This window comes from Blastococcus colisei (assembly GCF_006717095.1).
In the GTDB taxonomy this organism is placed as follows: Bacteria; Actinomycetota; Actinomycetes; order Mycobacteriales; family Geodermatophilaceae; genus Blastococcus_B; species Blastococcus_B colisei.
Genome location: NZ_VFQE01000001.1, coordinates 3371207 through 3396302 on the forward strand (window position 1 = coordinate 3371207; position 25096 = coordinate 3396302).

26 protein-coding genes are annotated in these 25096 nt (G+C 71.8%); 10 read left to right on the top strand and 16 right to left on the bottom strand.

Translation table 11 applies throughout. From position 1 onward, the window contains the following. Window positions 1–33 precede the first annotated feature (33 nt). Genes FHU33_RS16055 through FHU33_RS16085 form a run of 7 tightly spaced genes read right to left on the bottom strand, consistent with a single transcriptional unit; the run spans window position 34 to window position 6554 of the window. Window positions 34–1062, bottom strand: a complete 1029-nt coding sequence (locus FHU33_RS16055) for an amidohydrolase family protein (protein ID WP_142026231.1) — start codon at window positions 1060–1062, stop codon at window positions 34–36. Continuing rightward, on the bottom strand, window positions 1059–1871 hold the full coding sequence (locus FHU33_RS16060; protein ID WP_142026232.1) for a DUF1932 domain-containing protein: 813 nt from the start codon (window positions 1869–1871) through the stop codon (window positions 1059–1061). The genes FHU33_RS16055 and FHU33_RS16060 overlap by 4 nt, the downstream gene beginning before the upstream one ends. Further along, complete coding sequence (locus FHU33_RS16065) at window positions 1868–2824, bottom strand: VOC family protein (protein WP_142026233.1); 957 nt, start codon at window positions 2822–2824, stop codon at window positions 1868–1870. The genes FHU33_RS16060 and FHU33_RS16065 overlap by 4 nt, the downstream gene beginning before the upstream one ends. 41 nt (window positions 2825–2865) lie before the next feature. Further along, entirely contained in the window at window positions 2866–3945 is a 1080-nt protein-coding gene (locus FHU33_RS16070; protein ID WP_142026234.1) for a 4-oxalomesaconate tautomerase, read from the bottom strand. Continuing rightward, on the bottom strand, window positions 3942–4646 hold the full coding sequence (locus tag FHU33_RS16075) for a 4-carboxy-4-hydroxy-2-oxoadipate aldolase/oxaloacetate decarboxylase (RefSeq protein ID WP_142026235.1): 705 nt from the start codon (window positions 4644–4646) through the stop codon (window positions 3942–3944). The genes FHU33_RS16070 and FHU33_RS16075 overlap by 4 nt, the downstream gene beginning before the upstream one ends. Continuing rightward, entirely contained in the window at window positions 4643–5314 is a 672-nt protein-coding gene (locus FHU33_RS16080; protein WP_142026236.1) for a GntR family transcriptional regulator, read from the bottom strand. Before FHU33_RS16080 ends, FHU33_RS16075 begins: the two co-directional genes overlap by 4 nt. Before the next feature lie 43 nt (window positions 5315–5357). After that, window positions 5358–6554 (bottom strand): MFS transporter, encoded by a 1197-nt coding sequence (locus FHU33_RS16085; protein ID WP_142026237.1) that lies wholly within the window; start codon window positions 6552–6554, stop codon window positions 5358–5360. 488 nt (window positions 6555–7042) lie between these two features. Here FHU33_RS16085 and FHU33_RS16090 point away from each other — a divergent pair, with 488 nt between their 5' ends. The 7 genes from FHU33_RS16090 to FHU33_RS16120 all read left to right on the top strand — a co-directional run bounded on the left by FHU33_RS16090 (window position 7043) and on the right by FHU33_RS16120 (window position 14431). After that, on the top strand, window positions 7043–7987 hold the full coding sequence (locus FHU33_RS16090) for an ABC transporter permease (RefSeq protein WP_211355152.1): 945 nt from the start codon (window positions 7043–7045) through the stop codon (window positions 7985–7987). Beyond that, complete coding sequence (locus FHU33_RS16095) at window positions 7984–8769, top strand: ABC transporter permease (protein ID WP_142026239.1); 786 nt, start codon at window positions 7984–7986, stop codon at window positions 8767–8769. The genes FHU33_RS16090 and FHU33_RS16095 overlap by 4 nt, the downstream gene beginning before the upstream one ends. A 20-nt stretch (window positions 8770–8789) precedes the next feature. Then, the gene (locus FHU33_RS16100) at window positions 8790–9572 is read left to right on the top strand and encodes an ABC transporter ATP-binding protein (RefSeq protein ID WP_142026240.1); all 783 of its coding nucleotides are present in this window, start codon (window positions 8790–8792) and stop codon (window positions 9570–9572) included. Window positions 9573–9644: 72 nt separating this feature from the next. After that, window positions 9645–10643 (top strand): ABC transporter substrate-binding protein, encoded by a 999-nt coding sequence (locus FHU33_RS16105; protein ID WP_170182482.1) that lies wholly within the window; start codon window positions 9645–9647, stop codon window positions 10641–10643. A 79-nt stretch (window positions 10644–10722) separates the two neighbouring features. Further along, a complete protein-coding gene (locus tag FHU33_RS16110) occupies window positions 10723–12402 on the top strand; it encodes a thiamine pyrophosphate-binding protein (protein WP_142026242.1) in 1680 nt (559 codons plus the stop codon). 97 nt (window positions 12403–12499) lie between these two features. Then, entirely contained in the window at window positions 12500–13900 is a 1401-nt protein-coding gene (ligM, locus tag FHU33_RS16115) for a vanillate/3-O-methylgallate O-demethylase (protein WP_142026243.1), read from the top strand. Window positions 13901–14218: 318 nt separating this feature from the next. Further along, complete coding sequence (locus FHU33_RS16120; RefSeq protein WP_142026244.1) at window positions 14219–14431, top strand: hypothetical protein; 213 nt, start codon at window positions 14219–14221, stop codon at window positions 14429–14431. Between the two features lie 97 nt (window positions 14432–14528). On the opposite strand, the gene purU (FHU33_RS16125) is transcribed toward FHU33_RS16120, so the two are convergent. From purU (FHU33_RS16125) to FHU33_RS16165, 9 genes are all read right to left on the bottom strand, one after another. Further along, the gene (gene purU, locus FHU33_RS16125) at window positions 14529–15401 is read right to left on the bottom strand and encodes a formyltetrahydrofolate deformylase (RefSeq protein WP_142026245.1); all 873 of its coding nucleotides are present in this window, start codon (window positions 15399–15401) and stop codon (window positions 14529–14531) included. Between the two features lie 32 nt (window positions 15402–15433). Then, window positions 15434–16291, bottom strand: a complete 858-nt coding sequence (locus FHU33_RS16130) for a class III extradiol dioxygenase subunit beta (protein ID WP_142026246.1) — start codon at window positions 16289–16291, stop codon at window positions 15434–15436. After that, window positions 16284–16652, bottom strand: a complete 369-nt coding sequence (ligA, locus tag FHU33_RS16135; RefSeq protein ID WP_142026247.1) for a protocatechuate 4,5-dioxygenase subunit alpha — start codon at window positions 16650–16652, stop codon at window positions 16284–16286. The genes FHU33_RS16130 and ligA overlap by 8 nt, the downstream gene beginning before the upstream one ends. 55 nt (window positions 16653–16707) lie before the next feature. Beyond that, window positions 16708–16986, bottom strand: a complete 279-nt coding sequence (locus FHU33_RS16140) for a muconolactone Delta-isomerase family protein (RefSeq protein ID WP_142026248.1) — start codon at window positions 16984–16986, stop codon at window positions 16708–16710. 1 nt (window position 16987) lies between these two features. Beyond that, entirely contained in the window at window positions 16988–17725 is a 738-nt protein-coding gene (locus FHU33_RS16145; protein WP_142026249.1) for an alpha/beta fold hydrolase, read from the bottom strand. Between the two features lie 226 nt (window positions 17726–17951). Continuing rightward, the gene (locus FHU33_RS16150; protein ID WP_246063713.1) at window positions 17952–18251 is read right to left on the bottom strand and encodes a 2Fe-2S iron-sulfur cluster-binding protein; all 300 of its coding nucleotides are present in this window, start codon (window positions 18249–18251) and stop codon (window positions 17952–17954) included. A 153-nt stretch (window positions 18252–18404) separates the two neighbouring features. Beyond that, a complete protein-coding gene (locus FHU33_RS16155; protein ID WP_211355154.1) occupies window positions 18405–19070 on the bottom strand; it encodes a response regulator in 666 nt (221 codons plus the stop codon). Beyond that, window positions 19067–20707, bottom strand: coding sequence for a GAF domain-containing sensor histidine kinase (locus tag FHU33_RS16160; protein WP_246063715.1), 1641 nt, complete (start codon window positions 20705–20707; stop codon window positions 19067–19069). The genes FHU33_RS16155 and FHU33_RS16160 overlap by 4 nt, the downstream gene beginning before the upstream one ends. Window positions 20708–20890: 183 nt before the next feature. After that, the gene (locus tag FHU33_RS16165; RefSeq protein WP_211355155.1) at window positions 20891–21901 is read right to left on the bottom strand and encodes a zinc-binding dehydrogenase; all 1011 of its coding nucleotides are present in this window, start codon (window positions 21899–21901) and stop codon (window positions 20891–20893) included. Between the two features lie 451 nt (window positions 21902–22352). Between FHU33_RS16165 and FHU33_RS16170 the strand changes: the two genes are divergently transcribed. From FHU33_RS16170 to folD, 3 genes are read left to right on the top strand one after another with little or no spacing between them, the layout of a single operon-like run. Continuing rightward, the gene (locus tag FHU33_RS16170; protein ID WP_142026251.1) at window positions 22353–23216 is read left to right on the top strand and encodes a methylenetetrahydrofolate reductase; all 864 of its coding nucleotides are present in this window, start codon (window positions 22353–22355) and stop codon (window positions 23214–23216) included. A gap of 50 nt (window positions 23217–23266) precedes the next feature. Further along, on the top strand, window positions 23267–24181 hold the full coding sequence (gene purU / locus FHU33_RS16175) for a formyltetrahydrofolate deformylase (protein ID WP_142026252.1): 915 nt from the start codon (window positions 23267–23269) through the stop codon (window positions 24179–24181). A 10-nt stretch (window positions 24182–24191) separates the two neighbouring features. Further along, complete coding sequence (folD, locus tag FHU33_RS16180; protein WP_142026253.1) at window positions 24192–25052, top strand: bifunctional methylenetetrahydrofolate dehydrogenase/methenyltetrahydrofolate cyclohydrolase FolD; 861 nt, start codon at window positions 24192–24194, stop codon at window positions 25050–25052. The last annotated feature ends 44 nt before the right edge of the window (window positions 25053–25096 follow it).

Consider the following 25096-nt stretch of genomic DNA (forward strand, 5'->3'; position numbering starts at 1 on the left):
CATCCGGAGGCCGCCGACCGCGCGGAACCATGCTCAGGCCCCGGCACCCAGCAGGGCGTCCAGTCGCGGGTAGACCCGCCGGACGTTGCCCTCGAAGACGGCGGCACGCGCCTCCTCGTCGAGCGCCCCGTTGTCGAATGCAGCCTCGACGTACCGGCGGGTGTCGTCGAAGTGGTGGCCGGTGCGCGGGTCGATCCCGCGGACGGCACCCACCATCTCGGAGCCGAAGAGGACGTTCCGGCTGTCGATCACGTCGAGCAGCAGGTCGATGCCCGCCTGGTGGTAGACGCAGGTGTCGAAGAAGACGTTGCCCATGACGTTGGACTCCACCGGGGGCTGGCCGAGCATGTCGGCCAGTCCCCGGTAGCGGCCCCAGTGGTAGGGCACCGCTCCCCCGCCGTGCGGGATGACCAGGCGCAGCTCGGGCAGGTCCGCGAACAGCGTGCCCTGGACCAGCTGCATGAACGCGGTCGTGTCGGCGTTGATGTAGTAGGCGCCCGTCGCGTGGAACACCGGGGTCGCCGAGGCGGAGACGTGGACCATCGCGGGCACGTCCAGCTCGATCATCGCCTCGTAGAAGGCGTACCAGCTCCGGTCGGTCAGCGGCGGCGACGTCCAGTGACCTCCGCTGGGATCGGGATTGAGATTGCACCCGACGAAGCCCAGCTCCTCCACGCAGCGCCGGAGCTCCTCGATCGACGCCCCGACGTCCGCGCCCGGGGACTGCGGCAGCTGGCTGACCCCGACGAACCGGTCGGGGAAGAGCGTGGTGACCCGGTGGACCAGGTCGTTGCACCGCCGGGCCCACTCCAGGCTGACGGCGGCGTCTCCGACGTGGTGCGCCATCGCCGAGGCACGCGGCGAGAAGAGGGTGACGTCGATGCCGCGCTCGTCCATCAGCCTCAGCTGGCTGGTCTCGATGGTCTCGCGGATCTCGTCGTCGCTGATGGCCGGGTAGGCCGGTGGCGTCGTCCCCGCTGTCCAGGCGGCGACCTGCTGCTCGCGCCACGCGGTGTGCGCCGCCGGAGCGGTGGTGTAGTGCCCGTGACAGTCGATGATCATGGCTGCTCCGTCTCCCCGGCGGCCCCTGGCCGGTCGACCGGCACGGCGTCGCGCAGCTCCACGAGCAGGTCGCGGGCGGCCGGGGCGATGCGGGCCGGAACCCCCAGCTCCCGTAGCTGCTCGGTGGCGGCGGCCATCTCGTCCGCCCGCCGCCGGGCATGGGCGTGCGTGCCGTTGACGACGCGGTCGAGGCTCCGCTCGTCGAAGCCGGCCATCTCCGCCGCGATGTTTCCCCGCAGCCAGTCGGCGCACCCGGCTGCCTCGGCGCCGCGCAGTGCCTCCACCACCGCGGCGGCGAGCCCCTTGTAGAAGACGCTGCGCAGCAGTTTGCGGGAGATCGCCGTCCCGACCGGCCCTTCCTGGACCACCACGTCGGCACCCAGGCCGGCGAGCAGGTCGCGGAACCGGTCGGCCCCCTCGCCCGAGACGAGCATCGGCGTGCGCAGGCCCTTCCCGGGCACCGGCGACATCAGCGCGACGTCGATGACGGGGACGTCACGCGCCGCCGCCCGCTCGCCCAGGGTCACCTTCAGTCCCGGGCTGGCCGTGTTGAGGTCGGCCCACAGGGTGCCGGCGCGCAGTTCGGGCAGGGCGTTCTCCAGCGCCGTCATCGCGTCGTGGGAGCTGTTGACGCTGATCACGACGTCGGCGTCGGCGACCGCCTCGGCCTCGGAGCCGCGCGGCTGCACGCCGTCCACGGTGATGCCCTTGGGGTCGTACCCGCGGACGTCGGCCCCGGCTGCCACCAGGTCGCGGGCGATCTCCGAGCCGGCCTCACCGAGCCCCAGGACGGCGAACGCGGCGGTCACTCCTGGACCTCGACCGGCGGGGTGCCGTGGGTGTGGAACGTGTCGATGGTCTTCAGCCCCCAGGCCTGGCCCTTGGCGCGCTCGGCCTCGGACCAGTCGATGGGCTGCCAGTCGGGGGCGAGGACCAGCCGCGCGGCGGGGTTGTCCAGCTCGATCCGGTTGCCCGCCGGTTCCCAGACGTAGAGGAAGAAGCTCTGCTGGATGGTGTGCTTGTGCGGCCCGGTCTCGATGTGCACGCCGTGCTCGAGCGCGAGGTCGGCGGCCCGGATGATGTCGTCCCGGCTGTCGACGGCGAACGACAGGTGGTGCAGCCGGCCGGAGGTGCCGGTCCTGTCCTTGGTCCACACCACGTCGTAGCCCTTGTTGGTGAACGTGGTCCAGGTGCCGGCGACCGTCCCGTCGTCCAGCACGATCTGCTCGGTGATCATCGCCCCGAGGGCGTCGACGAAGAAGTCGCGGTTCTCCACCGGGTTCACGCCGAGGTAGTTGATGTGGTCGATCCGCCGCACGCTCACCCCGCGCCCGGGGTAGGCCTGTGCCTGGTTCTTCAGCGCGGGCTTCAGGTCACCCTCCGGCCGGTACCACTCCGTCTCGTAGTAGACGCCCATCTCGTGGCCGTCGGGGTCGGTGAAGACGTACACCGGTCCGTAGCCGGGGTCGCCGTCCTGCCAGCCCTTACCGAGCCCGGTCGCCTCGATGGCGGCCACCCGGCGCTGCAGCGCCTCCGGCGTGCCGGCCCGGAAGTTGGTCCGCCCCACGCCGGGCCGTGCGGCGGCGGTGAGCTTGACGGTCGTGTTCTCGTAGTCGTCCCAGGCGCGCAGGAACACCGAGTCGCCGGCCGACCCGTTCTCCGTCATCCCCAGGTACCGGACGAAGAAGTCCAGGCTCTCCTCGGGCTTGTGGGTCAGCAGCTCGACGTGGGCGAGGTGCGCGATGTCGTGCAGCGGCGGCACGGGCTCTCCTGGGACTCAGGGGTACACGGGACGGGCAGGGTTCAGGCGCGCGGGTACGCGGTGCCGTCGAAGAGCTTGCGGGCGGTGCGGACGACGCCGGACCGGACGACGCGCGGCGGGGTCGTCGAGCTGTCGACCGCGACGTCGACGAGCAGGTGCCCCGTCGGGTGCTCGACGTCCACGCGCGAGGTGCCGGCCGGCCAGCCGACGGTGAGCTCGTGGCCGACCGCATCGGGCAGCAGCATCCCGGTGACCACGCTGACGGCGCCCAGCACGCCGATCGACGTGTGCGGCTGCACCGGGATGAACGACCGCGTGCACACCTGGCCGCCGTCCCGGGCGGGCGCGAGCAGCGCGGTCTTCGGCACGGAGGCCGACGACACGTCGCCCATGCCCATCAGCTGCGCCGCCTTGCGCCGGAACGCGTCGATGCGCTGCAGCAGCGCGGTGTCGGCGGCGAGCTCCTCGTGCGACTCGTAGCCGGTCAGCCCGAACGACTCGGCCAGCGCGAGGACGACCGGCATGCCGTTGTCGACGCAGGTCGCCTCGACGCCCTCGACCGTGTCGCGCACGTGCCCGGTCGGCAGGAGGCTGCCGGTCGCCGAGCCCTCGGTGTCGGTGAACGCGAGGACCACCGGGGCGGCGGTTCCGGACACGCCCGCGATCGCCACGTCGCCGCGGTACTCCACCCGGCCCTCCGGGGTCGAGAAGGTCGCGACGGCGACGCTGCCGGAGTTGACCATGCGGATCCGCACGGCGGTCTCCTCACCGCCGGCCGGCACCAGCCCGCGCTCGACGGCGAACGGCCCCACTCCCGCGAGGATGTTGCCGCAGTTCTGCCGGTCGCTGACCGTCGCCTCGTCGACCCCCAGCTGCAGGAACAGGTAGTCGACGTCGACCTCGGGCTCGTCGGACGGCGAGACGACCGCCACCTTGCTGGTCAGCGTCGTCGCACCGCCGAGCCCGTCGATCTGCCGCGGGTCCGGCGTGCCCATGAGGCGCAGCAGCAGGTCGTCGCGCTCGGCCGGGTCGGCGGGCAGGTCGTGCGCCTCGACGTACAGGCCGCGGGAGGTGCCGGCCCGCAGCATCGTGCAGCGGACACCCGTGTCGTCGTACGTCACGTTCCCTCCTCCGCGTACGTCGAGTAGGGGACGTACTCGATGCCGAAGTCGCCGAGCCGGTCGCGCAGGCCGTAGCGGTCGAGGCCGAGCTCGCCCTGCTCGAAGGCGGCGCGGCTGGCGGCCTCCTTGTCGATCCGCGCCTGCGAGGCGGTCAGCGCCCGCGGCACGTCCGACCGCGGCACCACCATCACGCCGTCGTCGTCGGCGACCACGACGTCCCCGGGGCGGATCGTCTGACCGCCGAGCACGATCGGCACGTTCACCGCCCCGGCCGTCGCCTTGACCGTCCCCTGCGCGCTCACCGCCCGGGACCAGGCCGGGAAGCCCATCTCCCGCAGCTCCGCGACGTCGCGCACCCCGCAGCCGAGGACCACCCCACGCACCCCGCGCTGCGCCAGCGCGGTGGCGAACAGCTCGCCCAGCAGCCCGTCGGTGGACGGCGAGTTGGTCGCGACGACGAGCACGTCACCGGGCCGGCACTGCTCCACGGCCACGTGGATCATCAGGTTGTCGCCCGGCCAGCACAGCACCGTGACGGCGGTCCCGCCGATCCGGGCCCCTGCCCAGGCGGGCCGGAAGTCCGGGCCCAGGTAGCCGACCCGGCCCAGCGCCTCGTGCACGGTGGCGACGCCGAACCCGCCGAGCTGCTCGGCGTCCCCCGCGTCGGCGCGCGGCGGATCGGTGACGACGACGGTTTTCATGCGGGATCTCCGGTCTGCTGGGCGGGGTCGGTCAGCGCGTCGATGATGCTGCGGACGTGGGCGACGGCGGCCGCCTCGGCCCGGTCGGGGTCGCGGTCGGTGACGGCGTCCACCAGGGCGGTCAGCTCCGCCAGGCTCACCCGGGGCCGCCCGGGCCGCAGCGAGAGCCGGAACTGGTGGCGCACCAGCTGGGCCTGCAGCCGCCCGACGAGCCCCGCGGCGATGGGATGGCGCGCGGCGTCGTGGACCATGCCGTGCAGCTGCTGGATCAGGTCCGAGTACTTGAGCAGGTCGCCGGAGTCGACCCGGTCCACCATCGCGTGCAGATGGGTGCGCAGGCGGGCGATCTCGGCATCGGTGACGCGCTCGGCGGCCTTGCGGGCCAGGAGGCCCTCCAGCGGCATCCGGCACTCCGTGATCGCGACCGCCTCCTCGGTGGACACGACCCGGACCCGCGCCCCCCGGTGCGGGATCCGCTCGACCAGACCTTCGGCGATCAGCGCGTCGATGGCCGCACGCACGCTGCTGCGGTTCACGCCGACCAGCTCGGTGAGGTCGGCCTCGACCAGGCGGTACCCCGGCAGCAGATCGCCCCGGGAGATGGCCGCGCGGAGCGCCTGTTCGGCGGCGTGGCGTTCCGCTGCGCCCACCAGGCCCCCTCTGCTCATCGGTCCGGCCGATGGCGACGCTAGGAGCGTGTCAGCAGGATTGTCAACAGTCCGAGTAGCGGCCGTCGGAGCTCCGGTCATGCCCGCCGGGCCGGGGTGCGAGCGGCTTGTCCAGACGCCGGTACAGCAGCCCGCCGGCGAGGACACCGGCGGCCAGACAGGCCAGCGCCGCCGGGCGACCGGTCCACGAGGAGACGCCGGAACCCACCGCCACGACCAGTGGGGGCCCGAGGAGCTGCCCCACGCTCGACCCCTGCATGAGGAGGCCGACCGCCGCGCCGGCCGAGGCGGTACCGGCCGACATCGCGACCACGCCGCTGAACAAGGCGGACGGCACGATGCCGACGACGAGCGAGTAGGCCACGACCGAGCCGATGCGCACCGACAGCGGCAGGTCCGGGGCGTGCACCGCCCACACCGTTGCGGCGATCCAGCCGCTGCCCGCGACGATCAGCAGCCACCGGCTCACCCCGCGGTGCAGCAGGAACGCGCCGAGCAGGTTCGCGGGGACGTTGGCCAGGAAGACGATGCCGGTGACCAGTCCGGCGGCCCGCAGCGAGAGCCCGCCGTCGACCAGCATCGTGGGCAGCAGGCCGACCACCGCTAGGTACTGGCCGGCGTAGAGGCCGAAGACGACGGCCAGGCAGAGCACCCCCGGCGACCGGAACGCCCCCAGGAGCCCGCCCATCCCCTGCGGCCTGCGGGCCGGGCCGGACGGGACCCAACGGGCCACCGCCAGCAGGACGGCGGCCGTGACCCCGGCGTCGAGGAGCCAGGCGCTGCGCCAGTTCAGCACCGTGATCGCCAGGGGCACGAGCAGCGTGGCCAGCCCGGCGCCGAGAGGCATGTAGATGCCCCACGCCCCGATGACCAGCCGGCGGTGCTCGGGGGCGGCGACCTCCGGCAACAGGCCCGGCGCGGCCAGGACGACCAGCACGAAGCCGAACCCCTCGCCGACCCGGGCGGTGAGGAGCCACCCGGCGGAGGTGGCGGCGGCACCACCGAGGTTGGCCAGCACGATGGCGAGCAGCCCCAGGAGGACCTGCCGCCGGAAGCCGAGCGCCTGGCCGAGCCAGCCGAGGAGAGCGCCGGCGACCGCACCGATCGCGCTCACCACGGAGAGGAACCAGGCGGCGCCGGAGGAGCTGAGCAGGAACTCGTCCTGCAGGACCGGCAGGGCGGCGGACCCCTTGCCGATCTGCGCGGCCCCGACGACGCCGGCGGCCATCAGGCTCAGCACGGCCCCCCACGAGGTGGTGTCCCGCCCGGGCCCGACTCCGGCACCCGGGGGCCCGTGCCGGTCCCGAGCCGTCGTACGAGGCCCCACTGCACCGCCCTCCCGCGCCGGGCCACGTGCCCATGCGTGTCGATCCGGATCGGACGCGCCGAGCACGACGCCGTCCCCGGCGGCCCGCGGCCACGGTAACGGCCGGATCACGGGCACCGGACCGATCCGGCGCAGTGCGCCGGCGGCCTACGTCAAATGACGCGAGGGGCGAGTCATCCGGCTCGACGCCTCGTGCCGGATCGGCTGAACAGGTGCCACCATCTCGCTGTGTCGGAGGCCACAGGAGACCCCTACGGTTCTCGTGGGGAGTGGCGGACGCCACTGTCCCGCGCGCGTCCGGACCGGTCCGGACGTCGGTCGCACGAGCGGCGTCCGACGCTCCGGTCCAGCACGGAGCAGCGCGAGCTGTCCGATCCACCGAGGCCCCGAAGGGGAGGCACGTGACGAGGCCGAGCCGGCACGCGGACTCCCGCGCGACGTCGCCACCGGGCGACGCGACCGCGGGTGGGCAGGATGACCGCCTCCGCCCGGCGTCCGCCGACCAAGCGGCCGCGGACGCCGCGGCCCCGGGAACGGCGGTGGACCGCCGTCCCGACGCCTCGCCCCCGCCTCGCGACCGCCTGAGCGCCTGGGGGCTGCCCCTGCTCGGCGTCGTCCTGGCGATCGCCGTCTTCGAGGTGCTCCCTCGCATCGGCCTCGTCGACCGGCGGTTCCTCCCGCCGGCGTCGGAGATGTTCGGCGCCCTGTTCGGGCGGATCGCTGACGGCTCGATCTGGGAGCCGACGGTCCAGACGATGCAGGGCTGGGCCCTCGGACTCGGAACGGCACTGGTCATCGCGCTGCCGCTCGGCATCCTGATCGGCTCGGTGTTCCTGCTGTTCATGTCGACGCGGACGATCGTGGAGTTCCTCCGTCCGATCCCGTCCGTGGCGCTGATCCCGCTCGCCGTCCTCGTCTTCGGGGCCGGGCTGGAGAGCAAGTGGTTCCTGGCCGCCTTCGCGGCGACCTGGCCGATCCTGCTGCAGACCCTCTACGGCGTCCGCGACGTCGACCCCACCAGCATCGAGACCGCCCGTTCCTTCGGCATCAAGACCCCTGAGCGACTGTGGCGGGTGGTGCTGCCCAGCGCCCTGCCCTACATCGCCACCGGGGTGCGCATCTCCTCCGCGGTGGCGCTGATCCTGGCGGTCACCGCCGAACTGGTCCTCGGCGCTCCGGGGCTCGGCCAGGAGATCAACATCGCGCGGCAGAGCGCGGCGGTCGACCAGATGTACGCGCTGATCATCGCGACCGGCCTCATCGGGTGGCTGCTGAACATCGTCCTGTCCCTCGCCGAGCGGCGTCTGCTGCACTGGCACCCGTCACAGCGGGAGCGCAACCGATGAGAGAGACCAGTCGGCCGGCGCGGGTGCTCGGCGTCGGCCTCGAGATCGCCGTTCCCATCGCCCTGCTGGTGGTGTGGGCGCTGACGTCGGCGAACAGCACCTCGTTCTACTTCCCGCCGCTGCTCGACATCTTCGGCGCGTTCGCCGACAACTGGTTGTTCGCGCGGTTCGGCAGCGACGTCGTCCCCAGCATGACCCGCCTGTTCGTCGGCTACACGGTCGCCGTGGTCGCCGCCGTGGTCATCGGGGTGGCTCTGGGCTCGTCCCGGACGCTGGGCCGGATGGTCGACCCCGTCGTCCAGTTCCTGCGCGCGATCCCACCGCCGGTGCTCATCCCCGCCGGCATCCTGGTCCTGGGTGTCGGCTCGGAGATGAAGATCGCGCTGATCGGCTTCGTCTGCCTCTGGCCGGTGCTGCTCAACACGATCGACGGCGTCGCCGGGGTCGACCCGGCGCTGCGCGAGACGGCCCGCAGCTTCCAGATCCCGTGGCGGGAGCGGCTTTTCCGGGTCGTGCTCCCCTCCGCGTCGCCCCAGATCTTCGCCGGCGCCCGGATCGCCCTCTCCTTGGCCGTGATCATGATGGTCGTCTCGGAGATGGTCGCCAGCACCAACGGGATCGGCTATTTCGTCCTGCAGTCCCAGCGCACGTACGCCATCACCGCGATGTGGTCGGGCATCTTCCTGCTGGCCATCCTCGGCTATGTCCTCAACGCCCTGTTCCTGCTCGTCGAGCGCCGAGTGCTGCGGTGGCACCGCGGTGCCCGCGCCGGTGCCGGCTGACCCGCGGAGGTATCCCAGAGATGTTGCGCGTCGAGAACCTTCGGAAGGTCTATCAGGAGGGCACCAAGCGTGCCTTCGAGGCGTGCGCCGACCTGACCTTCGAGGTCAAGGAACAGGAGCTCGTCTGCATCGTCGGGCCGTCGGGAGCCGGCAAGACCACGCTGCTCAAGATGATCGGGGGGCTGCTGAAGCCCACGTCCGGCACGGTCTACCTCGACGGCGATCAGGTGACCGGCCCGCCGGAGAAGATGGCACTGGTCTTCCAGGACTACTCGCGGTCGCTGTACCCCTGGATGACCGTCGAGGAGAACGTCGCCTTCCCGCTCAAGCACCGCAAGCTCGGCAAGGCCGAGACCGCCGAGCTCATCCGGGACACGCTGCAGTCGGTGGGTCTGGCCGGGGCGGGGAAGAAGTACCCCTGGCAGCTGTCGGGCGGCATGCAGCAGCGGGTGGCGATCGCACGGGCGCTGGCCTACCAGCCCGAGATCCTGCTCATGGACGAGCCCTTCGCCTCCGTCGACGCGCAGACCCGCGCCGACCTCGAGGACCTCGTGCTGGAGCTGCGGGGCCGGTACGGCGTCACGGTCGTGTTCGTCACCCACGACATCGACGAGTCGGTGTACCTCAGCGACCGGGTCGTCGTCCTGACGCCCTCCCCCACCCGGGTCCAGGAGATCGTCGACGTCCCGCTGCCCCGGCCTCGCGACCAGGTGGAGACCAAGGAGCTCGCCGAGTTCGCGCAGCTCCGGGCCTACGTGTGGCGCTCCATCAAGCGCCCCGAGGCAGCCGACGTCCCCGCCTAGACCCGTCGGGCGGCCCCACCAGGGCGCCGCCCGGAGACAGACCTGATGCACCACCTCGGAGAAGGAGAGCTGATGAGCCACCGTTCGTTCACCCGCCGCACGACCTCCACGGTCGCCGGCCTGGCCGTGGTCGCGCTCGCGGCCACCGGATGCGGCGGCGACGACGCCGACACCGGCGGAGGGGGTGGCGGCGACGCGGCCGAGATGGAGACGATCCAGATCGGCACCCTGCCCATCGCCAACGCCGCGGCCATGAACCTCGGCGTGCAGGAGGGCTTCTTCGAGGAGGAGGGCCTGGAACTCGAGCAGACGGTCACCCAGACCGGTAACGAGATCATCACCGGCATGGTCGGCGGCGACTACGACTTCGGCTTCGTCGGTTACATCTCCGCCGGCATCGCCGCCGCCCAGGGGGTGCCGGTCTGTGCGCTCGTCGCGAACGATGCCACGGGAACTTCTCCCGAGGACGACTGGCAGGTGCTGGTCGCCGCCGGCGACAGCCCCATCGACGGGCCCGAGGACCTGGCCGGCGCGACCGTCAGCGTCAACGGCCTGGGCGGGGTCGCCGAGGTGATGCTCAAGGCGGCGCTCGACAAGGCAGGCGTCGACTGGAGCACCGTCGAGCTGATCGAGGTGCCGTTCCCGGAGGTGCCCGCGGCGGTGGCGGCCGGCCGGATCGACGCCGGCTACACGTCCGAGCCGTTCGTCACCACCGTGCTGGACCAGGGCGGCAAGGTCGCCTTCGCACCGCAGTCCTACATCGCCCCCGAGTATCCCAACGGGATGTATGCGACCAGCCAGCAGTTCCTGCAGGAGAACCCGGAGATCGCCGAGCGGTTCGAGGCGGCGATGATCAAGTCGCTGGAGTACGCCCAGGAGAACCCGGACGCCATCCGGGAGATCATCCCGACCTACACCCAGATCCCCGAGGACGTCGCTCAGCGGATGCGCCTGCCGGTGTTCCAGACCGAGATGAAGATGGACGCCATCGAGGAGCAGATGGGCTTCCTCGAGGCGTACGACATCGTCGAGGAGGCCCCCTCCGCCGAGGAGCTCGTCTGCGGCGACTGATCGGTCCCGCCGCGCCCGAGGGCGACCCCGGGCGCGGCGGTCCGGCCACGCACCACCCCACCCGTCTAGAGGAGACATCGTGCGAGTAGCGGAAGCGATCGGCCGCGAACTGGCCCGCCTGGGTGTGGACCAGGTCTTCGGCGTGGTCGGCAGCGGCAACTTCCACGTGACCAACGCCCTCGTCGGCTCCGGTGCCCGGTTCGTGGCCACCCGCCACGAGGCCGGCGCCGCCATCATGGCCGACGCCTACGCGCGCACCACGCAGCGCGTCGCCGCCGTGACCGTCCACCAGGGGTGCGGCCTCACCAACGCCCTCACCGGACTCACGGAGGCCGCGAAGAGCCGCACGCCGTTGCTCGTGCTGGCCGGGGACACCCCGGGCTGGAACGTGCTCTCCAACTTCGACATCGACCAGCCGGCCGTGCTGCGCGGGCTCGGCATCGAGTCCGTGACGATCACCACGGCCCGCACCGCGGTGCACGAGGCCGTGCGCGCGTTCCGGCGCGCGGCCGTCGACCGCCGCACCGTCGTCCTCAACCTGCCGCTGGACGTGCAGGAGGCACAGGTGCCGGCGGACGCCCTCCCACCCCTGCCGCCCCCCGTGCTCGAGACGACACGTCCCGGCCCGCGGTCGGTCGAGCAGCTGGCCGAATTGCTCCGCTCCGCGGAACGCCCCGTCCTCGTCGCCGGGCGCGGCGCTCGGCTCTCCGGTGCGCGCGACGCGCTCGCCGAGCTCGGCGACCTCAGCGGCGCCCTGCTCGCGACATCCGCGGTGTCCCGCGGCCTGTTCGCGGGCCTCGACTGGTCGATCGACGTCTCCGGTGGCTTCTCCCCTCCGCTCCCGGCCGAGCTGATCGCCTCGGCCGACCTGGTCGTCGCCTGGGGTGCATCGCTCAACGTGTGGACCCTGCGGGCCGGCGAGCTGCTCGCCGCCGGCGCGACGGTCGTGCAGGTGGACGAGGACCCCACGGCGATCGGCACGCACGTGCCCGTCGACCTCGGCATCGTGGGCGACGTGCGGGCGACCGCGGAGGCGACGGCCGAGCACCTCCGGTCCCGGCCGAGGACGGCCCCGTCCTGGCGGACGCCGGAGCTGCTGGACCGGATCGAGGCCGGACGGCGCTGGCGGGACGTCCCGTACCAGGACACCGGCACCGACGAGCTGATCGACCCTCGCACGCTCACGATCGCGCTCGACGACATCCTGCCCCGGGAGCGCGTCGTCGCCCCCGACGGCGGCAACTTCAACGGCTACCCGGCCATGTTCCTCGACGTCCCCGACGAGCGCGGCTTCTGCCTCACGCTGGCGTTCCAGTCCATCGGCCTCGGGCTGTCCACGGCCATCGGCGCGGGACTCGCCTCACCGGGACGGGTCGCCGTCGCTGGAGTCGGTGACGGCGGCTTCATGATGAGCCACGTCGAGCTGGACACCGCCGTGCGACTGGGGCTGCCCCTGGTGGTCGTCGTCTACAACGACCACGCCTACGGCGCGGAGGTCCACCACTTCGGCCCCGAGGGCCATCCCCTCGACATCGTCGAGTTCCCCGAGACCGACATCGCCGCGATCGCGCGGGGTTACGGCTGCGAGGCGGTGACCGTGCGGACCCTGGAGGACCTCAAGGGAGTGCGGGACTGGGTCGACGGCGCTCGGCAGCGACCACTGGTCGTCGACGCCCGGATCACGACGTTCGCCTCGTGGATGATCGCCCACTCGTTCGCGACGGAGCGTGCGGTGGAGGACGCCGACGGGCCGGACTGACGTCTGCCCACGACACACACAAGCCGGCCGCTACCTGGCCACGAGCCGTCTCCAACGAAGGCGGCGTTCAGGAGAGATCACACGAGGACGGATGCACATGACCGCGAACAACCTGCAGGAGCTGCTCGACGAGAACGGCGACACCGTCCAGCTGCTGCGCAACTCCCAGCTCGGCGCCTACATCTACCCGGTCGTCCCCTCGGAGTTCACCAACTGGCGGCGCGAGCAGAAGGCCTGGCGCGAGACGGCCGTGCTCTTCGACCAGTCGCACCACATGTTCAACACGTTCATCTCCGGACCTGACGCGCTGAAGCTGATCTCCGACACGGGCATCAACAGCGTGGCCAACTTCCCGGTCAACATGGCCAAGCAGTTCGTCCCGGTCGGCCCGGAGGGCGGGGTCATCGGAGACGGGATCCTCTTCCACCTCGACGAGGAGGAGTACGTCTTCGTCGGCCGTGCGCCCGTGGCGAACTGGCTGGAGTACAAGGGCTCGAACGGCTACAACCTGGAGATCCGTCAGGACCCGCGCTCCCCCTCGCGTCCGTACGGCAAGGCGGTCTCGCGCGACGTCTGGCGCTTCCAGATCCAGGGCCCCAACGCCTGGCAGGTCATCGAGAAGCTCCACGGCGGTGACCTCGAGCAGCTGAAGTTCTTCCGCATGGCCGAGATGAACATCGGCGGCGAGCCGGTGCGCACGCTGCGGCACGGCATGGCCGGCGCCCCGGGCCTGGAGATCTGGGGCCCCTACGAGTCCTACGAGAAGGTCCGGGACACGATCCTCGAGGTAGGCCAGGAGTTCGGGCTGGAGCCGTGCGGCTCGCGCGCCTACTCGTCCAACACCCTCGAGTCGGGGTGGATCCCCTCGCCGCTGCCGGCGATCTACACGGCCGACGAGCTGCGTCCCTACCGCGAGTCGCTTCCCGCGAACGGTTACGAGGCGACCAACGCGCTGGCCGGCAGCTTCGTGTCCGGCAACATCGAGGACTACTACCTCAACCCCTGGGAGCTCGGGTACGGCTCGTTCGTCAAGTTCGACCACGACTTCATCGGCCGCGACGCCCTGGAGGCCGTCGACCCGGCCACCCAGCGCCGCAAGGTGACGCTGGCGTGGAACGACGAGGACCTCGGGAAGGTCCTGGGATCGCTGGTGGACCCGGCTCCGGGCTACCAGTTCTTCGACCTGCCGAACGCGAACTACGGGTCGTCGAACTTCGACGCCGTCCTGGACGCCGACGACAGCGTCGTGGGCCTCTCCCTCTTCACCGGCTACAGCGCCAACGAGCGCAAGGGCCTGTCCCTGGCGACGATCAACCCCGACGTGCCGCTCGGCGCCGAGGTGCGCGTGCTGTGGGGCGAGCCGGACGGCGGCACCAAGAAGACCACCGTCGAGCCGCACGAGCCGTTCGCACTGCGCGCCGTGGTGAGCCCTGCTCCCTACGCGGAGACCGCACGGGAGAGCTACCACGAGGGGTGGCGCAGCGCCGCCAAGGCCTGACCTGTTCGGAACTGTGGCCGGGCGACGCTTCTCGTCGCCCGGCCAGAGTCATGTCAGGACGCGTACGGCGACTCTGGCTCGTCATGGTCTGCCCGAGCGCTTGGTCGCGGACGCGCCAGCACATTTGATCGACGCCGGTACACGGAGTAGACGGACCATCGCCACAAGGTCGGTTCTCGAGGGCCTCGTTTACCCCCGTTGGCTTGCCCGGCTACGCGCTCCTGTCTATTACGGCGTACTGCCGGCGACGGCCCGACTGTCCCATAGCGGCCCACTTAGGGACACCTGCGGGGCAGACTCCGACTACCGTTCCCAGTCATGGCCAATCCGCAGGTCAAAGACACGCTTGCAGTCATGGCCGTCAGCGCGGGCCTTGCCACCCTCGCGCTGCTCATCGTGTCCATCCTGACGGGCAACAACTGGTGGATCGTTGTCTTCATGGTGATAGCGACGCTCGTGTTCGCCTTCCGCTACTACGAGGAGCGGCGGCGGTTCGGAGGGGATGAGGAGCGCCCCTACCGCGTGGGCTGACTGTCCCGAAGGCCGCCTTCAGGGCGTATCTCAGACGCAGCACCAGCCCGACGTCAGTGCCGTTCGCGAGCAGCTGGAGCCACTCATCCAGCCGTACTCACTCGAAGACGACGGTCCGGTTCCCGTGGATGACGACGCGGTTCTCGGTGTGCCAGCGGACGGCGTGCGAGAGGGCCCGGGTCTCGGCCTCACGCCCCCGGGCGGCCAGCTGCTCGGGACTGAGCGAGTGGTCGACCCGCAGCATCTCCTGCTCGATGATCGGCCCCTCGTCCAGGTCCGCGGTGACGTAGTGCGCGGTGGCGCCGATGAACTTCACGCCGCGGGCGTGCGCCTGGTGGTAGGGCCGGGCGCCCTTGAAGCTCGGCAGCATCGAGTGGTGGATGTTGATCGCCCGGCCTTCCAGCTCCCGGCACAGCCCGTCGGACAGGATCTGCATGTACCGGGCGAGGACCACCAGCTGCACCCGCTCCTCCCGCACGATGTCGAGGAGTGCGGCCTCGGCCTCGGGCTTCGTCTCGCGGGTCACCGGGATGTGCCGGAAGGGGACGCCGTAGAAGTCGGCGATGTGCTGCAGGTCGGGGTGGTTGGACACGACCGCGACGACGTCGAGGTTCAGCTCGTCGATCGAGTTGCGGAAGAGCAGGTCGTTGAGGCAGTGCGCGTACTGGCTGACCATGATCAGCACGCGCTGCCGCTCCGAGGCGTCCGCGATCCGCCAGTTCATCCCGAAGCGCTGGGCGGTGTCCTCGAAGGCCTGGCAGAGCCGCGGGAAGTCCAGCGGCGTCCCGTCGACGTGCGCGAATTCGACGCGCATGTAGAACATGTCGCTCACCGGGCTGTCGAACTGATGGCTCTCCAGGATGGTGCACCGCTCCTGCACGAGCAGGCCGGACACCGCGTGCACGATGCCGGGGGCGTCCTGGCAGGACAGCACCAGGACACCGTGCTGAGCCTCGGCGGGTCGCGTCATCGCTCCTCCTCCTGATCGGCCGGACCGGTACGTCAGGCCGGCTGGGACACCCGGTTGTCGAAGAGCGCCACGCCGGCCGCGGTGTTGGACGCCGGCACGAAGTAGTGCGAGTGGATCTTCGCCACCTGGTCGTTCATCGCGCCGCGCATGATCAGCCACATGATCAGCTCGATGCCCTCGGAGCCCGCCTGCCGGATGAGCTCCTCGCGGCTGAGCGCCGCCAGCCGGGCGGGATCGGTCTGGATGGTTTCCATCCACATGGTGTCGAACTCGGGGTTGATGTAGCCGGCGCGGGCGCCGGCCAGCTGGTGGGACATGCCCCCGGTGCCGAGGATGCCGACCGTGGCGTCCTTGGGGTAGCCGGCGATCGCCCGCCCCAGCGCCTGGCCCAGGGCGTAGCAGCGGGCGGCGGTCGGCTGCGGGTACTGGATGACGTTGACCAGGATCGGCACGACCGGGCAGGGCCAGGCGTCTCCGGGGTCCGGCGTCCACACCGACAGCGGCACGGTCAACCCGTGGTCCACCTCGAGCTCCTGGAACACGGTGAGGTCGAAGCCCTCGTCCACCAGGTGCTCGAGGAGGTGCAGCGACAGCTCGGGGTCGCCGATCACGTCCGGCACCGGCCGCTGGCCGAAGCCCTCGTCGGCGACCTGGTAGCGGTCGGCCGTACCGATCCCGAACGTCGGGATGATGTCCAGGTCGATGCCGTTCGCGTGGTCGTTGTAGATGACGATGGCGACGTCGGGCTCGTGCTCTGCCAGCCACGCACGCGCTGGTGCGTAGCCGTCGAAGAGGTCCTTCCAGGTGGGGTCCTCGGTCTTCCCCCGGTCCATGGCTGCGCCGATCGAGGGCACGTGGGAGGTCGCCAGACCCCAGATCACCTCAGCCATCGCGCCGTCCTCCTGCTCGCATCGCAGCCTGGAACTCCTGCTCGGTCATGCCGGTGAACACGCCGCCGAGGTACTGCATCGACAGGCCGTCCATCATCGCCAGCTTGTAGACGTAGAAGATGCTGCCGCCCAGGTCGATCATCGCCTGCCAGTCCCGGTCGAGGACCGCGCGCTGCTGCTCCGGCGTCAGCCCGAACTCCTCGCAGTAGCCGGACTGGTCGGCGAGGAACCGCTCCCGGTTCTGCGCGGTGCGCAGGCTCATGAACATCTTGTTCATGCGCAGGCCCCGCCGGCTGGTCTGCCCGTCGAAGACCGGTGTTCCCGGCAGGTCGAAGCGGCCGGCGGGGGTCTCCGGATTCATCGTCGCCTCGGCCCTGCTCCCGCTCCCGGGCACGACGAGCGGCGCCCCGGCGCGGTCACGTGCGCTCCTGTGGGTGGGTGGCCAGGGGCTCCACGTGGACGTCCAGCCACGGCGACATCGGCAGCGACATGAGCGCGTCGTGCAGGGCCGCCGGATCGTCGGCCTCGTACAGGCCGATCGTCGCGTTGCGTCCGGGCACCCGCCACAGGCGCTTCAGCACGCCCGCCGCGCGCAGCTCCGTCGCGCGGACGCGCTCGGCGCCGCGCAGCTCCTCGCGCCGCTCGGCCGGGGTGTCGGCGGGCAGCCGGTTCTCCGCCCGCACCAGGAACTCCACGTCAGACCCCTGCCTCTCCTGATCGGACCGGCCGTGGGCCGGCGAGTTCGAGCAGCACTGCGGCGAGCTCCTCCGGCGCGGTCACCATCGCCTCGTGGCCGGTCCGCAGCTCGTGGACGGGCCATCCCTTCGCGCGGGCGCGGTCGGCCTGAGCGGCGAACACCCGCATCCAGTCGGTGCACTCGACGAACGCCGCCGGGACGTCGTCGACGGCGCCGGTCAGCCGCAACCGGTCGGTGTAGGTCTTCCACGGGTGCGCGGTGAGCTTCGGGATCAGCCAGTCGACGTCGGCCTGCTCGGTCACCCCGAGGACGGACAGCTTGCGCACCGCCACGAGCCAGCCGAACCCCTGCTCGGCGGCGGACTCCGCCCAGTGGTGCTCCACCGTCTCCGGCAGCAGGTCCCGAGCCGCCTCGCCGTCGGATCCGACGAACGCGTCGAGGTAGACGCGCTGCGCGACCGCCTGCGGACGGCGGTCGGCGACGGCGGTCACGATCTGCCCGGCGTAGCTGTGCCCCACGAGGACGACGTCGTCGAGCCCCAGCACGTCGAGAAGCCGGACCACGTCCTCGACGTGGGTCTCCAGACCGACCAACGGACTGAGCAGATGCGCCCGCTCCGACAGCCCGGTCAGGGTCGGAGCGTGCACGGCGTGGCCGGCGTCCCGCAGCCGTGGGGCCACGCGGTCCCAGCACCAGCCGCCGTGCCAGGCCCCGTGCACCAGGACGAAGGTGCTCATGCCTGCGTGCTCCTCGGCGCCGCGCACGTCACGGGTACGCCCTCCTCGGTGGGTCGGGTACGGCGGCGGTCGTATCCACGGCCGCGCTCCTCGTGGACGGTAGAGGGGATCGGCTCCGTCGAGGATCGTCCCGATGTACCGCCGCGGCCGCCGTTGGGGCACGCATGGCCTACGTCATCCGTCGTGGGTGCTGTCCCGGGTACCGCGCCGCTCGACCGGGCAGCGGTCACAGGTCGAGGACCAGCCGTCCGGTCCGGGCTCGGGAGACGCAGATCATCATCGTGTCCCCGAGAGCCCGCTCCTCGGCGGTGAGCACGCCGTCCCGGTGGTCCGGGTGCCCCTCCAGGACCCTCGTCTCGCAGATTCCGCACCGGCCCTCGGCGCAGGCGGGCGGGACCTCGAGCCCGGCGTCCCGCACGGCCTCGAGGATGGACGTCTCCGGCGGGACGACAAGGGTGAACCCTGCGGTGGCACAGACGACCTGGACCGGCGCCGCAGGCTGTTCGGGCGCGGGGACGACGCTCACGGCGTACCTCCCTCGGGAAGCGTTCGACCGGCGGGAACTGCCCGGTCCGGTTGTCGACGCTAGGAGGAGGGCCCCGCGGGCGGATCGCCCCGTTGACCGACGTCGGGAGGCGGAACTGTCGCGCAGGGGCCGCGACAAATGACGCCCTCTCGATCAGCGCGGCCGGACCAGCCCTTCCTTCACGGCCAGCAGGGCCGCCTGCGTCCGGGAGCTGAGACCCATCTTGGTGAGCAGGTGGCTCACGTGGGTCCGGGCCGTCCGCTCGCTGATGAACAGGTGAGCGGCGATGTCCTTGTTCGACTTCCCCTCGGCCACCAGGACGAGGACGTCCCGCTCCCGGGCGGTGAGCACCCCCAGCCCCGTGCGGGGCGCCCGGATCTCCTGGGTCAGGCGGCGGGTGACGGCAGCGTCCAGGAACACCTCGTCGCGCACCGCTGCCCGCAGCGCCTCCTCGACCTCCGCGGGACTGGCGTCCTTGAGCAGGTACCCGGAGGCGCCCTGCTCGAGGGCGGCGTGCACCCGCTCGATCTCCCCGAAGCTGGTCAGGATCACCACCTTGACGTCCGGGAACCGGCGCACGATCTCCCCGGTCGCCTCGACGCCGTCCATCCCCGGCATCTGCAGGTCCATGAGGACGACGTCGGGCAGCGCACCGTGCGCGGCCGAGCGCGCGAGGCTGTCCAGCGCCTCGCCGCCGTGCCCTGCCTCGCCCGTCACCACGACGTCCTCGAGCGCCTCCAGGTAGGCCACCACGCCGCGGCGCACGACCGCGTGGTCGTCCACCACGAGCACCGTGATCTGGGGCGAGGGCGCGCTCACGGCGCTCCCGTCGCGGGCGGGATCGGATCCGCCGGCAACGAGGTGACCAGCGGCAGGGTCAGGCGCACGCACGTGCCGCCACCGGAGACCTCGTGCACCCGCACCACCCCTCCCCAGCGAGCTGCCCGCTCGCGCATCACGGTCATGCCGAACCCGCTCGACGGGGTCCGGTCCTCCTGGTCGGCGTCGGCCCGGGCGCCGATTCCACGACCGTCGTCGGTGACGTCGGCCACCAGGCGTCGCCGGCGGCCGTGGGACGTGACCGCGAGCCGGACGCGGACGGAGGTGCCCCCCGCGTGCTTGACGCTGTTGTGCACCGCCTCGGCGACGATGCGGTAGACGTCCTCGACCAGGTCGACGTCGAGCGCATCGAGCTCGGCCCCGGGGTCGGCGACGTCCAGGTCCACCTGGAGCCCGGCTCTCGCGACCGTGGTGTCCACCAGCGAGCGCAGGGCCGAGACCAGCCCCCGCCCCGCCGTGGTCGCCGGCCGCAGTTCGACCACCATGCCGCGCAGATCGGCGAGGACGTCCTCGGCGGTGCTGCTCAGGTCGTCGGCGACCTGGGCCACCTTCTCGGGCGCCGGCTGGAGGCCGCGGCCCACGAGCACGCCCAGGGATCGCGCCTGCATCATCATCGAGAAGACCTGCTGGACGACGGAGTCGTGCAGGTCCCGAGCCAGTTTCTGCCGCTCCTCACGCCGGACCAGATCCCGCTCGCGCTCCAGGAGCTCGGCATGGTCGACGGCCATCGCGGCCTGCTCGGCCATCGCCAGGAGGAACTCCAGTTCGGTCTCCCCCACCGTCTGCCCTGGGGCGAAGAAGGCGTTCAGGATGCCCACCGGTTCGCCCCTGGCGAGGAGGGGAACGCTGGCGAACCAGTCCCACCGCGGCTGCCGCATGAGCTCCCGCAACGGCTCCCACGCCGGGTCGGTCATGGTCTGCTGGTACCGGTTCGGCACGACCATGGGCTCACGCTTCTCGAGCGCCTCGAGCATGATCAGCCGGGCGCCCCGGGCACGACACTCCATGAGCTTGTCGAAGAACTCGCTGGACCGGAACCCGGACGCCCCCATGACGTGCAGCCGGTTGCCCGCCGAGTTGACCGTCAGGACCTGCACGCCGGCCAGCGCGTCGGTGCGGGCCACCTCCTGCGCGAGCGCCTCGAGCGTCCCGACGAGGGACCGCTTCGACGCCACGCTCGACGCCGCCTTCGCGATCGCGGCCAGCCGCCGCTGCTGCAGCCGGCTCACGGTCACGTCCCGGAAGGAGACCACCCAGCGGGGCCGGCCCGGCACCTGGTTGAGCACGTAGGCGAACTCACGCCTCGTGCCCGGGGCCGCCGTCCACTCGACCGTGAGGTCTCCGGACCTCGAGGTGGTCCCCGGCTCCTCCGGCGCGGGGAACGGGGACCTGGCGCCTGCCACGGCGCCGGGAGCCAGACCGCACAACTGCACGGCAGCGGGGTTCGCCTCGACGAAGCGACCGTCGGCGTCGATGACCGCCAGCCCGTCCGGGGCGTGCTCCACGACGTCCTCGGATGCGGTGTCGGTGATGGCGGTGTCGGTGATGGCGGTGTCCGTCATGGCGGTGTCGCTGATGGCGACGGAGCCCGGGACGGCTCGCCGATCGGCATCCACGTCGTCCCCCTTCCTGGGCGCCTCCGGGACCGGCTCGTGGTGGCGCGGGTCACCTAGGACGATCGTGACACTCGACGGCCCCGGACCCGAAGCGGAACGCCCACCGTCGCCGGAGCCAACCATGCCGCCCCGTCGCAGGTCGATCCCACTCACCCGCCGGCATCACACTCCGGTGCGACGCGTTCAGCCCATCGAGACGACCACCTTGAGCCGCTCCCCCGGCGAGCGGAAGGCGAGGTCGTAGGCCTGCTGCACCTCGGCCACCGGGAACCGGTGGGTGACGAGGACGTCGACCAGGTCGGGGTGCCGGGCGAGGTGGTCGTGGGCGTCGGCGAGCAACCGCCGCCGATCCATTGCACCGCCCGACATCAGGGTGAGGTTCTTGCGGATCATGGCTTCCATGTCGAGCGGGTAGACCGGGTCGTCGGGAACACCGAAGTAGAAGATCTGCCCGCCGTCGGCCACGGCGTCGAGGGCGTGCTGCAACGTGGACGTCTGGTGCCCCACGGCCTCGACCACGACGTCCGGTCGCTCGTCCTCGGCCAGGCCGCTCGACCACTCACCGCTCGCCGCCCACACGAACCGGTCCGCCCCCACCTGCCTGGCCGCCGTCGACCGGTCGACCCGGTCCACCGACGTGACCGAGCGAGCGCCCCACGACCGCAGGACGTGGGTGAAGAGCAGCCCGATGGCGCCCTGACCGATCACGGCGCAGTTCCGGCCGGTGAGGTCGCCGAGCCGCTCGACCGAGGAGAGCACGCACGCCAGGGGCTGGACCAGGACCTCCTCCTCGGGCGGCAGCCGCCCGGTGTACGGCCACACGCCCCGCGAGTCCGTGACCACGTACTCGGCGACGGCGTCGAAGGAGCTGGCCCAGCCGACGACCATCTGCCCGGGAGCGAGGTCCGGGTCGCTGGTGGCGACGACCTCCCCGACCACCTCGTGCATGGGGAACCCGGGGGCCGCTCCCGCCGAGCCAGGTGCCGACCACCGGTTGGGCGCGCCGAGGAAGAAGGGGCCGTCGCTGCCGCAGATCCCACCGGCGACCACGCGGAGCAGCACCTCGGCCTCGCCCAGCCGTCCGGAGGAGGGGCGCGGGACGTCGATCCGGTGGAACCGTCCCGGGCCCGCCAGCGCGTACGCCCACATGCTCATCTCCGCGTCCGGGGCGTCCGGCCGCACCCCTCCGGCCACCGGCCTGCTCCCCCGTGGGCCTCCCCCCGGCGGCACCGCATCCGGCGGATCGCTCGGGAACTCGTGCACTGCGGTGTCTCCTCTCGGGCCGGCGGCCCCACGAGGCTGTCGGACGTGCTCCCGTCACGCCACAGGGAGAGCCGGCCCGGCCGCGCCGCCGCACCTCGGCGCCGGCCCGCGTACGTCAGATGTCTCGTGGTCGACCGGCCGAACCGGCCAGGAGGGTGCCGACGTTCCACCGTGGCCTGCGCCACAGTGCAGTTCCTAGGCTCGTCTGGCGGGGCGGTCGCCGTCGCCGGCACTCGCGCGTCCCGGCGACCGTGCCGCCCCGACCGCTCGGTCGAGGTGTTCGCGAGAGGCGATCGATGGTCTCCGGCCGGCACCCGTCCCGACGAACTGCGGAGCCCGACCCACAGCGACCGATCTGCCGGCCCAGAGAGAAGGCGACTTCGTGAACCGCGCCATCACCGTCCGCGAGCCCGCGGCCCGCGCTTCCCTGAAGAAGGCATTCGAGACCCTCGGCTACGAGGTGATCCCGTTCAAGAAGACCGAGCAGGCGGTGCTGCAGCACGTGCCGAAGGACGTACGGCTGACCGTCACCGCGTCCGCGGCCAAGGGCCAGGACGTCACCATCGACCTCACCGTCGCGCTCGTCGGGCACGGTTACACGGTGGCCCCGCACCTCTCGGCCCAGCAGATCCGCGACCGCGCCCACCTCGCCGAGATCGTGGCCCGCTGCCGCGAGGCCGGCGTCACCGAGGTGTTCGTCGTCGGTGGCGACCCGACCGACATCCCCACCGAATTCAGGCACGCGCACGACGTGCTCGTGGCGCTGCACGAGATGGATCACGGCTTCACCGACATCGGCATCGCCGGCCACCCGGAGGGGCACCCCTCCGCGTCGGAGGACGTGCTGTTCCAGGCGCTGAAGGACAAGGCCCCGCTGGCCACCCACATCAAGACCCAGATGGTGTTCGACCCGAAGGTGATCCTGGACTGGGCGCGGGAGCTGCACCGCCGCGGCATCGACCTCCCGGTCCACATCGGCGTGCCCGGGGCGGTCCACCGCCAGAAGCTGCTGCGCGTCTCCAGCGGACTGGGCATCGGCGAGTCGGCGAAGTTCCTGAAGAAGCAGCAGACACTGCTCTGGCGGTTCTTCCTCCCCGGGGGCTACAACCCTGCCAAGATCATCAAGGGACTGGCGCCGCACATGGGTCAGCCGGACAACACCATCGCCGGTTTTCACGTCTTCACGTTCAACGATCTGGAGCCCACCGAGGAGTGGCGGAAGAAGACGTTGCAGAGTCTCTCCTGACCGCCACCATCCGCTCCCGCCCCCGCGGCCGGGCCCGACCCGGAGAGGCCATGACCTCAGCAGCCCCGACCACCTCCACCCTGCCCCGCTCCCCGCACGCCGGGAAGGAGGACGTCGACCACGGCCGCCTGCTCGTGCAGTGCCCCGACAAGCCCGGGATCGTCGCCGCGGTCAGCACGTTCCTCACCAAGGCGGGCGCGAACATCGTCACGCTCGACCAGCACTCCACCGCGGAGGAGGGGGGCTCCTTCTTCCAGCGCACCGAGTTCCATCTGGCGGGACTGCCCGCGGCACGCGACGAGCTGGAGCGCGGCTTCGCCATCGAGGTCGCGGAACAGTTCGGGATGGAGTTCCGGTTCAGCGAGGCGGCCAAGCCCAAGCGGGTCGCGATCCTCGCGTCCAAGGCCGACCACTGCCTGCTCGACCTGCTGTGGCGCGACCGCCGGGGCGAGCTGGACATGCAGGTCGCGATGGTCATCTCCAACCACCCCGACCTGGCCGATCAGGTCCGCCCGTTCGGCGTGCCGTACTTCCACGTCCCGGCCACCCGCGCCAACCGGGCGGAGGCCGAGCAGCGGATCCTCGACCTGCTGCGCGGCAACGTCGATCTCGTCGTCCTGGCCCGGTACATGCAGATCATCACGCCCGGGTTCCTGACCGAGGTCGGCGCCCCGCTGATCAACATCCACCACTCGTTCCTGCCCGCCTTCATCGGCGCCGGCCCCTACCAGAAGGCCAAGGACCGGGGCGTGAAGCTGATCGGGGCGACGGCGCACTACGTGACCGCGGACCTGGACGAGGGACCGATCATCGAGCAGGACGTCGTCCGGGTCGACCACCGGCACAGCGCCGGCGACCTGGTCCGCCTCGGCGCCGACGTCGAGCGGGCGGTGCTGTCCCGGGCCGTGCGGTGGCACCTCGAGGACCGGGTCGCCCGGCACGGCAACACCACGATCGTCTTCTGAGGAGCATGCGATGACAGCACAGGTGATCGATGGCAAGGCGGTCGCGCGGCAGGTGCGCGAGGACGTGGCGAAGGGCGTCGAGCAACTGGTCGCCGGGGGCGGAACCGCGCCCGGGCTCGCCACGGTGCTCATCGGCGACGACCCCGCGTCCGAGGTCTACGTCCGGAACAAGCGCAGGTCCTGCGTCGCGGCGGGCATGCAGGACCTGCACCGGCACCTGCCCGGGGACGTCGGACAGGCGGAGGCCGCCGCGCTGATCGACGAGCTCGCCGCCGACCCGGCCGTGTCCGGCATCCTGCTCCAGCTGCCCACGCCGGCACACCTGGACTCCGAGTCGCTGCTCGCCCGCATCCCGGCCGAGAAGGACGTCGACGGGCTGACCACGGCCAACGCCGGTCTCCTGGCGCAGGGCCGGTCCGGGCTGCGGCCGTGCACCCCCTCCGGCGTCATGGCCCTGCTGGACCAGTACGACGTCCCCCTCCAGGGGGTCGAGGCCGTCGTCGTCGGCCGGTCCGTCCTCGTCGGCAAGCCCATGGCGCAGCTGCTGCTGGAGCGCCATGCCACGGTGACCATCTGCCACTCCCGCACCCGCGACCTCGCCGAGGTGTGCCGTCGCGCCGATGTGCTCGTCGTCGCAGCCGGCATCCCGGGGCTGGTCGGGCCGGACGCGGTCAAGCCCGGGGCCACCGTCATCGACGTCGGCATCCACCGCGGCGAGGAAGGCCTGCACGGCGACGTCGACACCGCGGCCGTCGCGGAGGTCGCCGGCCTGGTCACCCCCGTGCCCGGGGGCGTCGGGCCCATGACGATCGCCATGCTGCTGGCGAACACGCTGATCGCGGCCAAGGCACAGCAGGGCCGCAGCGACTGATGGCCCCGCCCCGGGCCCGAGCTGGGGCGGGGCGGGCCGGGCCG

Coding starts and splice junctions, on each gene's coding strand:
- folD (WP_142026253.1), top strand. CDS start 24,192: ATGACAGCACAGGTGATCGATGGCAAGGCGGTCGCGCGGCAGGTGCGC.
- FHU33_RS16120 (WP_142026244.1), top strand. CDS start 14,219: ATGGCCAATCCGCAGGTCAAAGACACGCTTGCAGTCATGGCCGTCAGC.
- FHU33_RS16105 (WP_170182482.1), top strand. CDS start 9,645: ATGAGCCACCGTTCGTTCACCCGCCGCACGACCTCCACGGTCGCCGGC.
- FHU33_RS16100 (WP_142026240.1), top strand. CDS start 8,790: ATGTTGCGCGTCGAGAACCTTCGGAAGGTCTATCAGGAGGGCACCAAG.
- FHU33_RS16130 (WP_142026246.1), bottom strand. CDS start 16,291: ATGGCTGAGGTGATCTGGGGTCTGGCGACCTCCCACGTGCCCTCGATC.
- FHU33_RS16145 (WP_142026249.1), bottom strand. CDS start 17,725: ATGAGCACCTTCGTCCTGGTGCACGGGGCCTGGCACGGCGGCTGGTGC.
- ligM (WP_142026243.1), top strand. CDS start 12,500: ATGACCGCGAACAACCTGCAGGAGCTGCTCGACGAGAACGGCGACACC.
- FHU33_RS16080 (WP_142026236.1), bottom strand. CDS start 5,314: ATGAGCAGAGGGGGCCTGGTGGGCGCAGCGGAACGCCACGCCGCCGAA.
- FHU33_RS16095 (WP_142026239.1), top strand. CDS start 7,984: ATGAGAGAGACCAGTCGGCCGGCGCGGGTGCTCGGCGTCGGCCTCGAG.
- ligA (WP_142026247.1), bottom strand. CDS start 16,652: ATGAATCCGGAGACCCCCGCCGGCCGCTTCGACCTGCCGGGAACACCG.
- FHU33_RS16075 (WP_142026235.1), bottom strand. CDS start 4,646: ATGAAAACCGTCGTCGTCACCGATCCGCCGCGCGCCGACGCGGGGGAC.
- purU (WP_142026252.1), top strand. CDS start 23,267: ATGACCTCAGCAGCCCCGACCACCTCCACCCTGCCCCGCTCCCCGCAC.
- FHU33_RS16055 (WP_142026231.1), bottom strand. CDS start 1,062: ATGATCATCGACTGTCACGGGCACTACACCACCGCTCCGGCGGCGCAC.
- purU (WP_142026245.1), bottom strand. CDS start 15,401: ATGACGCGACCCGCCGAGGCTCAGCACGGTGTCCTGGTGCTGTCCTGC.